Genomic DNA, 13,553 nt, shown 5'->3' with positions numbered 1-13,553 from the left:
TGGTTTAAGCACGCTATCGAGACTAGTTCAAGGACCGTCTTAGAAGACAAAAATAAAAAATTAGGATTTTATTTGTAATTCAACACAGAATCTTTTGGGCGTTATGAATTTCCACTAAAGTTTAGCCCAAAAGATACAGCGGAACACGTGACGGCTAGAACAAAATTGGGCGCAGCGACGAATTGTTTCGCCGGCGCGCCCAAATAAAATTTATAATTTACTTTGTTTACTTTTTGCTAAACTTTAGTGTTGATTCTTGGCCGTTGGCTAAAGTGAGTTGTGCCACATAATACCCTGCCGACCAGCCCGATACGGAAACCAACTGATTTTTTTGATAACTACCGTCGAAAAGCAGCTTTCCGTTTAAATCGAATACTTTCAGCTGTGCCGGAAAAGCTTGGTCATTGGCATCGATTTGTAGAAAATTGGAGGTCGGATTAGGAAGTACCTTAACATCGATAGTTTTATTTTCTTCGATGCTCAAAGCGCTGTCGATTACTCTAAAAATGGTTCCACCGCCTGCTACGTAAAGGTTTTTGTTAAGGTCTTCGCCAAAAGTAGTGTAGTAATTGTCGTTTCCGGTTGTTCGCCAAGTTAGTGTTCCGTTTGCATTGATGGTACCGATACGGCCTGAACAATAGTCGGTAAAAAAATACAAACCTACAAAACCCGGATACTGTGTACCGCGATACACGTAGCCGCCCGTAATTGAGCATTCGTTGGTGTTGTTTGTAGACGGATAAACAGCCTCGGGAAAGGTGAGTGCACTTTGCGCAACGCAGCCACTGGTGTTGTATGCGTTATTTCCTTCGTAGCACCGCCAGCCGTAATTGAGACCGGCAACTGAGTACAACTCTTTATTGATTTCTTCGATGTTTTGTTGCCCAACGTCGGCAATCCATAAGTTACCTGTTTCGTAATCAAAGCAAAATTTCCAAGGGTTTCGCAAACCCGTAGCGTAAATTTCGTCGCTACCAGCAACACCTACAAACGGATTGTCGGCCGGAATAGTGTAGGGAAGCGTGTCGACGTTTATGCGTAGCATTTTACCTAATAACGAGTTGATGTTTTGGGCGTAATTACTCGGATCGCCGCCGCTACCGCCATCGCCCATGCCAATGTACAGCATACCGTCGGGTCCGAATTTTAAGGTACCTCCGTTGTGATTGCTAAATGGTTGGTCGATAGTGAGAACGATCTCCGCAGAGTTTGATAATGCTTGGTTTGGGTTATTCGGATTTACAGAATACCGCGCAATAACGGTATCACCCATATCATTGGTGTAGTTTAGAAAAAAGTAGCCGTTAGTTGCATAATTGGGATGGAAAGCAATACCAAGTAAACCACGTTCTCCACCAGTTGAGATTAATGAAGATATATCAAGAAAGTTACCCGAAATAGCTGTTCCGTTGCTATTTAATACACGGATGATTCCGTTTTGTTGCACCACGAACAAACGGTCATCGCCGCAGTTGGCAATATCAACAATCGAGTTTAAGCCCGTTGCGAACTGCTGTACGCTCACGGTTTGTGCTTGAATTGTTGTTGCAAATACAAGTAAAAGAAGGTAGAGTTTTCGCATAGAATTGTTCTTTTTAGCCTATAAAGGTACAATTGAATGCCTCAATTCCAGAAAGTTTGATAGAATTTTAAGAAATTGCGCTTGCAAATCTTTAATTAGTCGAGCAGTAGTTGTCGGGCGATTTTTTGAGAAACGGATTTCTGCCTACCGTTTACGTCGAGCACCATAGATTCGTCGAAGGCTTCTTTTTCGAGAACTTGAATGCGACTTCCGAGTGTGAGTTGTTGTTTGTCGAGGTATTGAAGGAATGCCGCAGAGGAATCTTTAACACCTACTAAATGTCCGCCGTCGCCTTCGGGTAGATCTGCTAAGACGCGTTGTTTGGTAAGCGTCATTTTTCCGGTTCGATCGGGTATGGCATCGCCGTGTGGATCGACAATCGGATTTCCGAGAAAATCGTCGAGTTTATTGATGAGTTCTTCGGATTGGATGTGTTCGAGCTGTTCGGCAATTTCGTGTACTTCATCCCAAGCAAACGCTAATTTATCGACTAAGAAAACTTCCCATAAACGGTGTTTTCTTACAATCATTCGTGCAGCATGAACGCCGGTTTCGCTTAAAGTTACGCCCTGATATTTTTTGTAAGCCACAAGTCCTTTTTCCGACAGTTTTTTAATCATATCGGTTGCCGACGACGCTTTGGTTTGCATTTTGTCGGCGATTGCATTTGTGGAAATCACCTGTAAATCGGCACTGAGGTGATAGATGACTTTCAAATAGTTTTCTTCGGAGAGCGTCATACATTAAGCGTTTACAATAAACAACGGAATTTTTAAACGATGTCGGAGCTTGTCTATTGTGGTTCCGAAAAGTAAATCTTTAAAGCCCGCATGTCCGTGCGTTCCCATAACAAGTAAGTCGAATTCGTGCTTGGCTACAAGTTCCGATAGCGCTAGATGAGGTTTTCCGTAACCTAAAAGCACATCGACGGTAATGTCTTTCTGTGCGAGTAATTTTTTGTAGTCGTCGAGTAGTTTTTTGTCGGCAGCCGATTCGTGGTCGGCAGTTTCCGAGCCGTACATCAACGCACCCACGGTTTCAACAACGTGAATTAAGGTGAAATGGGCGTTAGTTCCGGCGATTTTTAAGGCGTGATTAATTGCAGCTTCATCGGATTTACTGAAATCGACAGCAATAGCCACTTTGTTTCGTGCGGCAATAGCAGCCGATTCAAAAGTTAAATCTTGTAAGTGGGGAAGGTGTTTGTTTGTGGTTCGCGGACTGCGATACACCAACGGACGAATGGCGATGTACAGCAGCAATAATAGAAATCCGGCTGCAAGCGGTACCACGGTAAGGTAGAGCCATGTCGGGTCGGTTGCACCTTGAATCCAAAGAGATATTTCTTCGAAAACTAGTTTTACGTTTAGCGAAACAATGATGATGGCGATAACCCAAGCGGCTATTCGCGTAGGTTTTGAAATCACAAATTCTTGCATTTTGGTGCGATCGCTCACGAAATGGATGAGCGGAATGATGGCGAATCCGAGCTGTAAACTCAAAACTACTTGGCTGAATATGAGCATTTTTCCCGTAACGTCTTCGCCAAAAACACTGATAACAATGAGCGCTGGAACGATGGCAATAAGTCTGGTGATGATTCTTCGCACCCAGGGCTGAATACGTAAGTTGAGATATCCTTCCATAATGATTTGCCCCGCGAGCGTTCCGGTTATTGTTGAACTTTGTCCGGCGGCAATTAAAGCAACGGCAAAAAGTATGGGAGCCCATTCGGTGCCTAGCAACGGTTCGAGAAAGCGATAAGCATCTTGAATTTCAGCTACTTCGAAATAACCATTTTTGTAGAAGGTGGTTGCTGCTAAGATTAGAATTGCCGCGTTTACAAAAAATGCGAGATTGAGGGCAATCGCTGAATCGATAAAATTGTATTTCAACGCACGTTTGATGCCTTCTGAACTGCGATCGAATTTTCGAGTTTGTACCAAAGACGAGTGAAGGTATAAATTATGAGGCATAACCGTTGCACCGATGATTCCGATGGCAATATACAAGGCAGTTTCGTTCGGAATTCCTGGAATCAATCCGCGAATTACTTGACTAACGTCGGGTGCAGCAAAAATCATCTCGAATAAAAACGACAAGCCAATGATTCCCACCAAAGCAATAATGAAAGCTTCCATTTTTCGGATTCCTTTATGAATCAGGAAAAGCAGCAAAAACGTGTCGAGAACGGTAATAATCACGCCTTCGAATAAAGGGATACCAAATAGCAAATTTAAGCCGATAGCCATCCCTAAAACTTCTGCTAAATCGCAGGCTGCAATAGCTACTTCGGCGAGAAAATACAAAACGTAGTTTACAGGTTTCGAATAAGTTTCGCGAGAAGCTTGGGCCAAATCGCGTCGGGTTACAATGCCCAAACGAGCGCTTAAACTTTGTAACAGCAAGGCCATGATGTTGCTCATCAGTAAAACCCAGAGCAGCGAGTACCCAAATTGGCTGCCCCCAGCAATGTCGGTGGCCCAATTACCCGGATCCATATAGCCAACACTAATCAGATACGCCGGACCGAAAAAAGCTAAAATACGCCGGTAAAAATTTCCGGTGGTTCGGGTTTGAACCGACTCGTGAACTTCCTCTAAAGATTTCGACATAAACTTCACTATTCTAAACAAATATATAAATAATTTGACAAATGGAAATCTATTTTTAGATTTGTCTAAAAATATTTTTATGAAGAATAAAATCGCGTTGCTGTTTTTGTTGGTAACCGCAGCTGTTTTTGGACAACAGTACCGTGGCGTGGTTTATTTGGATTCGGTTTTGCAAGGTGGAGTTGAAATTTATGCAGATACGGTATTCGTTGGGAAGACCGATGCAACGGGGAATTTTGATTTCAGCTCTTCAGCAACGGCATTTCAATTTACGTACAAGTCTTTGCGAGAAACGATTTTTTTGGATCCGACCATTTTCAATGAAGTGCAACTAACTTCGGCACAAGCGGAGAATTTGAATGAAGTTGTGGTTACCGGAACTTTGTCGCCTGTGAGCAGAATGAAGAGTCCGGTTCCGGTTGAAGTTTACCGCGGTGCTTTTTTGAAACAAACACCGAACGCCAATTTGTTTGAAGGTTTGCAACAAGTAAACGGCATTCGGCCGCAAGTTAACTGCGCTGTTTGTAATACTGGAGACATTAGAATAAACGGATTACCCGGTCCGTACACACAAATTCTCATCGATGGAATGCCGATTGTGAGTGCGCTGGGAACGGTTTATGGATTGATGGGTATTCCCGCCGCAATGATTGATCGTATTGAAGTAGTTCGCGGTCCGGCAGCAGCCTTATACGGAAGTGAATCGATGGGAGGTTTAATTAACGTGATTACGAAAGATCCGCAAAATTCGCCGCGGTTTAGTTTTGATAATTTCTCGACAACTTACGGCGAACACAATTTAGATTTAGGATATCGGATTAGGGCTGGAAAAAAAGGTTCTGTATTATTTGGCGCTAACGCATTTTACTACAATGAGCCCGTGGATAAGAACAACGACAATTTTACCGACTTGAGTTTACAGCAGCGTATTAGCGTATTTTCTAAAGCACAGTTTTCTTTTTCCGATCGCAGTAAATTAGATGTTGCAGGCAGGTATTTGTATGAAGATCGTTGGGGTGGCGATATGCGTTGGAATGAGTCGTTTCGTGGCGGCGATGTGATTTATGGAGAGTCGATTTACACGTCGCGTCTTGAACTTTTTGGAGGGTATAAATCAGATTTTCTAAACGGCAGCGACCTCCGATTTTCGTACACCTCTCATCATCAGAATTCGGTTTATGGTTCGGTTTTTTACCTCGCCGATCAGCAAATTGCGTTTACACAACTTACCAAAGAATTTGTTGTAAAAAAGCATTCCTTGCTATTTGGAGCTGCCTGTCGTTACCAGCGATACAACGACAACACTACAGTTACCCCAACTGCCGACATAATGCACATTCCGTCGGTTTTTGTGCAAGATTTAATTCAGTTCGACGATAAGAATTCGCTTTTGCTTGGCGCGAGAACCGATTACAACAGCGCTCATGGTTTGATCTTCACACCGCGAGTTGCGTACAAATTTGAATTGCCTGCCAATCAGATTGTGCGTTTGAATGCAGGAAAAGGTTTTCGTGTAGTCAATTTGTTTTCAGAAGATCACGCAGCATTAACGGGTGCTCGGGAAGTACTTATTTTGGAAGATTTAAAACCAGAATCGTCGTGGAATGCAACGCTCAATTACAGCAAGAAATTTTACCTCAGTTCCGGACATTTGCTTTCCGCAGAAGCCAACACTTGGTACACCTATTTCACTAACGCGATCATTGCCGATTACGACACCAATCCCAATCAGGTTATTTACAAGAATTTAAACGGCTTTTCGCGAACAGCTGGAATTAATCTAACTTTCGATGCGATATTTCCGAATAAAACACGGGTGAATCTTGGAGCTACTTTTATGGATGTCAAGAATCGGCAAGACGGTGTCACTCGAACGCCTGTGCTTACCGAATCGTGGTCGGGCGTAGCAACGGTTAGTTTTCCGGTAACATCAAAACTAAACCTAGACTACACAGCAACGCTTGTTGGCCCGATGCGTTTGCCGTTACTTGGCCCACTCGATCCGCGGCCCGAATATTCGCGGGTTTACTCGCTGCAGAACATTCAATTGGCATTTACCTTCGCGAAGCACTTTACCGTGATTGGCGGCGTAAAAAACATGTTCGATTTCCGACCGGATAAACACACGCCTTTTTTAATTGCTCGTGCCAACGATCCGTTTGATACGAACGTACAAACCGATCCGCAAGGAAATATTTTGCCAACACCCGATAATCCGTACGCGCTTTCTTTCGATCCTTCTTACATTTATGCACAAAATCAAGGCCGTCGGTTTTTTGTCGGTATGCGCTATATTCTCGATTGATGGAAACAGTTAGTTATTACGATTATATCTTTATCGGCGGCGGTTTATCGACCTTGCTCACCGTCGACGAAATGCTCAAGTCTAAACGGTTTGACCAGCAACGAATCTTAATACTGGAAGCCGTTTCTAAAAATACAAACGATCGTACTTGGAGTTTTTGGGAAAGTGGAAAAGGCAAGTTTGACAAAATTGCGGCTCAGTATTGGGATCATGCCATTTTCGCTGCCGCAGATTTTAAAACTACCGTAGCGCTGCATCCGTATAAATACAAAACGGTTGAGTCGGCAGCTTTTTACACTTCGCTCAAGCAGAAGTTCGAGAAATCGGGAATAGTAACTTATAAACTAGAACGATACGAAAACCATAACGAGTCGGCAAATGGGGTAGTTGTGCGAACCGAAACCTCAGTTTACAATTGTAAGAAGTTGTTTGTTTCGGTTTTTCACAATCAGGAAACAGCGCACCAAACCAAATACCCGATGCTCTGGCAGCATTTTATTGGCTGGAAGATTAGAACGAAAGAGCCGTTAATCGATCCGAACGCGCTCACGTTTATGGATTTCGATTTACCGCAAGACGGAAACACACGTTTTATGTACGTCTTGCCTTTTTCGAACACCAAAGCACTTTTTGAATTTACGTACTTCTCTCCGGAAATTGTTGCCGATCATGTTTACACCGATGCGATAAAAGCATATTTGAATCAGCGACGTATTTTTGATTACGAGGTTTACGAAACGGAGCAAGGAGCCATTCCGATGAGCAGTTATCCGTTTTGGAATAAAAATTCAAAACACGTGGCCTACATTGGATCGGCGGGTGGTTGGACCAAAGCGAGTACGGGTTTTACTTTTAGCTCGTCCCGAAAGAAGGCGAAATCGCTTGTAAAAAACTTACACAGTAGCTTCGATTTGCGAAAGCTCCGCTATTTTAACCGATTTTGGTTTTATGATTTGCTTTTTGTGGATGTTCTTTACCGCAATAACGAATTGGGAAGCGAAGTTTTTGCATCGCTTTTTAAAAAGTTACCTGCGTCTTTGATTTTGAAGTTTTTGGACGAAGAAACGCGGTTTACAGAAGAGTTGCGCATTTTTTGGGCATGCCCGAAGCGGCCCTTTATAACTGCTTTGTTGCGCCGATTGGTCGGACTATCGCCAAGACCGCTGTAACCATAAGAAAAGTTTATGATTGTAGAGTTTTTAATCCGCTTGTTAAGCGGTAAATTTGCAGTCTAAAAACAAGTACTATGTATCCTGAAGAAATGGTTTTACCTATGCGAAAAGAGCTAGCCGATGCTGGTTTTCGCGAATTATATACTGCAGATGAAGTAAATAATGCTCTTGCTGCACCCGGAACTACTTTGGTGGTAGTTAATTCGGTTTGTGGTTGCGCAGCTCGCAATGCACGTCCGGGCGCGAAGCACAGCCTTGGTGCGGCTAAAAAGCCTGACCAGTTGGTTACTGTCTTCGCTGGTGTTGATCGCGAGGCAGTAGATGCAGCACGCCAACACATGTTTCCGTTCCCACCATCGTCGCCGAGTATTGCTTTGTTTAAAGATGGTGAGTTGGTTCACATGTTAGAACGTCATCATATCGAAGGCAGACCAGCAGAGATGATTGCCGAGAACTTGCAAGACGCGTACACGCAATTTTGCTAAGAGAAAATTTGATTTAGAAAACCCCAATGAGCTGATTTTGGCTTATTGGGGTTTTTTGTTTTGGATTATTCGATGTTTAAAAGTACACGTCTTTTCATGCACATACGCCGGTAACGATGTTCCGCGTTAAGGATGGCAACGAAAATCCTGTTTTGCGCTGCCGCTTACGGCGCAAAACAGATTGTAGTGTACAGCCTGACGGCGGCCGTACGGATATTGCGTTTGCGAAGCGTTACGAATTTAGCCGGCGGAACGCCCAAAAAAACTACATATTATACAACCAACTCGCCGGATTGGCGTACGTGGCGTTTTGCGAGATCATGAACTTTAGCGTGGTTTTGCCCGTATCGCCGTTGGTGCGAATTTTCCCGATGCTTTGCTTGGTACTTACTTTGTCGCCTTTACTGACACTAACGCTGCTGAGGTTTTGATAAACTGTAAAGAAATCTCCGTGTTGTATCATTACGGCTTTGTTCACGGGCGAAATTACAATCACGCTATACACCGTTCCGCCGAAGACAGCTCGTGCATTTGCGCCAGAATCGGTTGTAATCTCGACGCCACTACAGTGCACGGTTAACCCTTTGTAGATTGGGTGTGGCTGATCACCGTAGCGCAAAGTTACCGTTCCGCGCTCTACAGGCCAAGGAAGTTTCCCTTTGTTGGCTTTAAAGTTATCGGATACGAGTTTTGCTTCGGGCGTAAGTACAATTTTTGTAGCCGTTTCTGTTTTGCGTGTCTCGGCTGCGGTAACTTTTGTTGGGTTCGCTTTTTTGTTTGCGGCAGCCGCTTTTTTGTTTGCTTCAGCAATTGCGGCTTTGATTAAATTGTCGATTTTACGATCAATTGCGCGCGATTCCTGCTGCTTTTTCTTGATTTCGGCAATAATTTTCTTTTTGTCTTTTTTAATGGAATTCACCAAACGCTCTTGTTCGAGGCGTTCTTTTTCCAAATTTTCGCGTTCTTTTTGCTGTTCTGCGAGAAGTTCTTGTTTTTGTTTTTTCTGATCGTCGAGAACGGTATTGAACTGCTGCAGTTTTGCTGTTTTTTCTTTTATTTCTTCAGCCTGCATTTTTCGGTACGAGGCGTACTGTTTCATGTACTGCGCACGTTTGTAGGCTTGTAGAAAATTTTCGGACGAAAGTAAAAACATGGCGCGACTCTGTTCGGACCTACTTTTATACGACTTCCGAATCATTTCGGCGTAATCGGCTTTTAAGTCGTCGAGATCGCGGTTGAGTTTATTGATTGCCAACTGATTGAGGTACATATCGTTCTTTAAAATCTTGGCTTGCTTTTCGGTGGTATTTATGAGTTTTTCGCGCAGTTTTATTTTTTCGGTTTGTTGTGCTATAAGGGTAGCAACCGACTTTTGCTTTTTGTTTTGCGAATTCAACAACTCTTCTTGTTCTTGAATTTCGCGTTGCAATTGTTCTTTACGACGTTGCAGCTCTTCCTGTGTAGGCTGTGCGAATGCCTGAAAAGAGAGCAGTAGTAAAAGAAAGGTACACCACTTAAGTCTCATAAGATACTTTGTTATTCGAGTATAATACGTTCGTAACCGCTTGGCACTTCATAAGGAAATGACACGTTTTCGTTGATTTTAACGTCTTTATAGTCGATTTCAATTTTAGAAAATTTGTCGGCTTCTTTAGCCAAAATTTTTAGCGATAGCGGAAAAGGTATGTTGTTGTAATTTCCGTAACCGTTGTAATCAACTGTTACGCTTTGGTTTTTTTCGATCCTCAAGATTTGTGTTTTCTTCAAAAAGAAGTTTCCTGCTTCAAACGCGTAGGCACTGGCTTGTGGTTTTGTTGCAACGGTACGGAGTTCGTAATTCGAGCCTGATAAAACTGCTATAAAATCGCTTGCCTTTAAGTCATCAAGTGGTTTTCCGAGTAATAAATTTTGAACTTTCTCGTAGTTGAGCGGTGTACCAGCCAAACGACTCAAAGTGGTGTAATCGCCATCAAAATATTTATCGCCAGTTTTTTGATAATACTGGACGCGGTCGGGGGTGATGAGTGCTTTTGCCATGGTTATTCCAAGCACTTTTATACTAACAAGAATTTTCTCGTCTTTTTTGATTCGGATGTCGGCGCCTGCATTTATGCCTGTATCCTCCGATTCGTACCCAACACCCGCGCGAATAACGGCCGTTTTAAAGTCGATTTTATTGGCCTGAATGCCTTTTATTATCGTTTCCACATCGAGTGCATCGGTTGCCTTTGTTTCGGCAATTTTAGCTGTCGATTTGCAGGAAACGATCGTTAAAACGAGTAACAAGCAGGCAATTTTCTTCATTTTATTTCAGTTTTTCCGCTTTTTTGAGGTATTTATCTTTGTTTTTTAGATCGCCTAACGATTGATAAACGTCTGCCAGCAATTTGTAAAAAGCTGCTTCAAAGGTAGGGTTATCCAATACAAAATCTACGCCGCTTTCTAATTCCGAAACCGCTTCTTTTAATTTTCCGGTTTTGAATAGCGCAAGACCTTTGTAATAAAAGGGTTCGGGTTGGTTCGGAAATAAATCTGCGTAATCTTGTGCTTGTTTTAGTAATGCGTCGTATTGTTGATTCTGCGAAAGTGATTGGAAAAGGAGTCGCGCCGCTTCAAAATCGTCGGGCTTTATAGAAACACCCTTCTGAAGATACTTTGAAGCTTTGGCATAATCTTTTTTATTGAAGAAGTACTTTCCGACTTCAGTTGCCACTACTATGTTTTTGTCTTCGGGCATCAAGGCAATTGCTTCTTCAAAAACCTGTTCAAATTGTTGGTTTTTAGTAATGAAAATGAGAAACTCATTAATCATCCGATGCTTGATTTTTGCATCTACACGCGAGCTTTTTAGTGCTTGTTTTAAAGCGTCACCTGCTTTTGTGCCGTCGTTGTTGGTGATGTGTAGTTTGAATAAGCTCACCTGTGCCCAATCGGAAGTTGGAATTTCTTTTTCTAGCATCTTGGCAACTTCCAGCGCTTTTTCTTCTTGATTGCTGTTGCTGTAAATGGTTATCAGCTCTACATAATTCGATTCTTCTTTCGGATTTCTCTTGATCTTACTCAACAAATCGTCTTTTTCAGCGCCTTGATATTTGGCATCCGATAGTATCTGAGCTTTGTACAAGCGTCGTTTATCCGACTCGCCAACCGTTTCGTTAAGCTGATTAATAAGAGCTAAAGCTTTGTCGTATTGAAAAGTGTTCATATATAACGACACCAAATCTTCTTGGTACGATGCTTCGAACGGAACCAGCTGCTGCACCAAAACAATGGCTTGTTGCCAATCTTGTTTGGCATAGCACACTTCGTACATACCATCGAGGTACCATCTGTTTTTTGGATCTATGTCGTGGGCTTTTTGAAAACTGCTATACGCATTGTCGTATTTTTTTAACTTCAGATAGCTTTTCCCCAATTCGTTGTAAACGGCCGGATTTTCCTTCTGGATTTCAGCACATTTTTCAAGAGCCGTAATGGCCTTGTCGTAATTTTCGATACTTTTTTGTTTGAGTGCTTCGAAATACGAATTCTGAAAATCGTCGGTAGTAGCGGCAATCTGTTCGGGTTCAACCTGAGCAAACGCAGAGCTTGCGACCAACAAACCGCAAACGAGATGAAACGCTATGTTACGAAGTTTATGCATTATTCTAAAACGCTGTAATCGCCAATGCTGATTTTAGTGAAATTGCCGTCGAATTTCGCATGATTACCAATCATCGCTTCATCCAAATTGGCATTCGAAATGGTAGATTGCGTTTGAATCAGACTATTCTTAACGTTTGAATTGCTAATCTTAGTGTGCGCGCCAACGGACACGTTTGGTCCGACGGTACTGTTTTCAATGACAACATGATCGCCAATAAAACAGGGCGGAATGATGGTGGCGTTTGTTAACACAGCCGAACTACTTACCAAATCTTTTCCTTCGTCGTGTAAAAACTGCAACATACGGCTGTTGGTTTCTACCGTTACGGCTTTGTTTCCGCAATCCATCCATTCGTCGACCGTTCCAGGCACAAAACGCATGCCTTTTTGCTTCATGTTTTCCAAAGCATCTGTGAGCTGATATTCGCCGCCTTTAACCACATTATTGTCGAGTAAAAACTGCAATTCTTCACGCAGCGTTTCGCCCGATTTAAAATAGTAAATTCCGATAATCGCTAGATCCGAAACAAAGTCTTTTGGCTTTTCAACAAAATCGATAATTTCATTTTTCTCATTGAGTTGCACCACACCAAAAGCCGACGGATCGTCGACCTTCTTTACCCAAATAACGCTGTCGGCCGTTTGGTCGAGCGTAAAATCAGCGCGAAACAATGTATCTGCGTAAGCAACTACAAGTGGTCCCGACATCGATTCCTTCGCACATAAAATAGCGTGCGCAGTTCCCAAGGCTTCGTTTTGGTAATAAATGCTTCCGCTAGCACCTAATTTTTCGGCAATAGCCACAAGCTCCGTTTCCACAGCTTTACCAAAGTCTTTATGAATAATGAAGGCAATTTCGCTGATAGGTTGGTTAATCACTGCGGCTATGTCCTCTACCAAACGGTGCACTATGGGCTTACCTGCAATGGGGATAAGAGGTTTCGGTACAGTTAATGTATGCGGACGTAGTCGAGATCCGCGTCCAGCCATCGGAACAATGATTTTCATATTTTGATTTTAATTTTTTCCAGTACTTCCAAATCCACCCGCACCACGTGCGGTTGCTGTTAGTTCATTTACTTCTTCAAAAACAGCTTGTTCGTATCGGGCAAAAACCAATTGTGCAATGCGATCGCCTGGCGAAATTACCGCTGTTTCTGCTCCTAAATTTATTAAAATTACGCCAACTTCACCGCGATAATCGGCGTCGATGGTTCCCGGTGCATTTAAAACGGTTATTCCTTGCTTGAGCGCCAAACCACTACGCGGACGCACCTGCGCCTCGGTTCCGGCAGGCAACTCTAAAAACAAGCCCGTTTTTACTAAGGTGCGTTGTAAAGGTTGCAAAGTAATGGGCTCGGAAATAGCGGCACGAAGGTCGATTCCAGCAGCTAAATCGCTCTCATAAGCAGGTAATGGGAAAGCAGATGTATTGATGATTTTTACAGCAAGCATACAAGCATTTTTGATGCCGCAAGATAATTAATTTAATTACCAAGCAAATGTATTGCTTTGTTTAGATTATACTTTGAAGCACACGGTTACTAATAATAGGAAATGACATAGTTTCACAAGTGTATGGTATCACATTTTCATTATCTACATAAAATTATCTTTTAAACACCTGTTATTTATTTCTGAATTTTTATTTTCTGAAGATAGCCGATAATAACTTTGTTTATAATTTAAAAATTTTATAAAATGAAACTAAGTACACGACAAAAATTGTATTAAATTAATTTCCAGCTT

At 42.5% G+C, this 13,553-nt stretch carries 11 protein-coding genes; 3 read left to right on the top strand and 8 right to left on the bottom strand.

The annotated features are described in order from the left end of the window. Positions 1-226: 226 nt before the first annotated feature. The 3 genes from CHX27_RS02665 to CHX27_RS02655 all read right to left on the bottom strand — a co-directional run bounded on the left by CHX27_RS02665 (position 227) and on the right by CHX27_RS02655 (position 4,197). On the bottom strand, positions 227-1,582 hold the full coding sequence (locus CHX27_RS02665) for a PQQ-dependent sugar dehydrogenase (protein ID WP_094485221.1): 1,356 nt from the start codon (positions 1,580-1,582) through the stop codon (positions 227-229). 95 nt (positions 1,583-1,677) lie between these two features. Continuing rightward, positions 1,678-2,322, bottom strand: coding sequence for a metal-dependent transcriptional regulator (locus tag CHX27_RS02660; RefSeq protein ID WP_094485220.1), 645 nt, complete (start codon positions 2,320-2,322; stop codon positions 1,678-1,680). A 3-nt stretch (positions 2,323-2,325) separates the two neighbouring features. Further along, entirely contained in the window at positions 2,326-4,197 is a 1,872-nt protein-coding gene (locus tag CHX27_RS02655; protein ID WP_094485219.1) for an Nramp family divalent metal transporter, read from the bottom strand. A 79-nt stretch (positions 4,198-4,276) separates the two neighbouring features. Between CHX27_RS02655 and CHX27_RS15770 the strand changes: the two genes are divergently transcribed. From CHX27_RS15770 to CHX27_RS02640, 3 genes are all read left to right on the top strand, one after another. Beyond that, positions 4,277-6,502: a TonB-dependent receptor plug domain-containing protein gene (locus tag CHX27_RS15770; protein WP_094485218.1), complete on the top strand. Its 2,226-nt coding sequence runs from the start codon at positions 4,277-4,279 to the stop codon at positions 6,500-6,502. Then, the gene (locus CHX27_RS02645) at positions 6,502-7,671 is read left to right on the top strand and encodes a lycopene cyclase family protein (protein WP_094485217.1); all 1,170 of its coding nucleotides are present in this window, start codon (positions 6,502-6,504) and stop codon (positions 7,669-7,671) included. The genes CHX27_RS15770 and CHX27_RS02645 overlap by 1 nt, the downstream gene beginning before the upstream one ends. Positions 7,672-7,748: 77 nt before the next feature. After that, positions 7,749-8,159, top strand: coding sequence for a BrxA/BrxB family bacilliredoxin (locus CHX27_RS02640; protein ID WP_094485216.1), 411 nt, complete (start codon positions 7,749-7,751; stop codon positions 8,157-8,159). A 265-nt stretch (positions 8,160-8,424) separates the two neighbouring features. On the opposite strand, the gene CHX27_RS02635 is transcribed toward CHX27_RS02640, so the two are convergent. Genes CHX27_RS02635 through dut form a run of 5 tightly spaced genes read right to left on the bottom strand, consistent with a single transcriptional unit; the run spans position 8,425 to position 13,259 of the window. After that, positions 8,425-9,684 carry a murein hydrolase activator EnvC family protein gene (locus tag CHX27_RS02635; protein ID WP_094485215.1) on the bottom strand — a complete coding sequence of 420 codons (1,260 nt, stop codon included), beginning with the start codon at positions 9,682-9,684 and terminating at the stop codon, positions 8,425-8,427. Between the two features lie 11 nt (positions 9,685-9,695). Further along, on the bottom strand, positions 9,696-10,463 hold the full coding sequence (locus CHX27_RS02630; protein WP_094485214.1) for a DUF4292 domain-containing protein: 768 nt from the start codon (positions 10,461-10,463) through the stop codon (positions 9,696-9,698). A 1-nt stretch (position 10,464) separates the two neighbouring features. After that, positions 10,465-11,802, bottom strand: a complete 1,338-nt coding sequence (locus CHX27_RS02625; RefSeq protein ID WP_094485213.1) for a tetratricopeptide repeat protein — start codon at positions 11,800-11,802, stop codon at positions 10,465-10,467. After that, positions 11,802-12,812 carry a sugar nucleotidyltransferase gene (locus CHX27_RS02620; protein ID WP_094485212.1) on the bottom strand — a complete coding sequence of 337 codons (1,011 nt, stop codon included), beginning with the start codon at positions 12,810-12,812 and terminating at the stop codon, positions 11,802-11,804. Before CHX27_RS02620 ends, CHX27_RS02625 begins: the two co-directional genes overlap by 1 nt. A 9-nt stretch (positions 12,813-12,821) precedes the next feature. Continuing rightward, positions 12,822-13,259: a dUTP diphosphatase gene (gene dut / locus CHX27_RS02615; RefSeq protein ID WP_094485211.1), complete on the bottom strand. Its 438-nt coding sequence runs from the start codon at positions 13,257-13,259 to the stop codon at positions 12,822-12,824. Positions 13,260-13,553 lie beyond the last annotated feature (294 nt).

The sequence above is a fragment of the Flavobacterium aurantiibacter genome (genome assembly GCF_002251775.1).
GTDB lineage: Bacteria > Bacteroidota > Bacteroidia > Flavobacteriales > Flavobacteriaceae > Flavobacterium > Flavobacterium aurantiibacter.
Note: the sequence above shows the minus strand (reverse complement) of the source record. Positions and strands in the feature narration are given on the sequence as shown.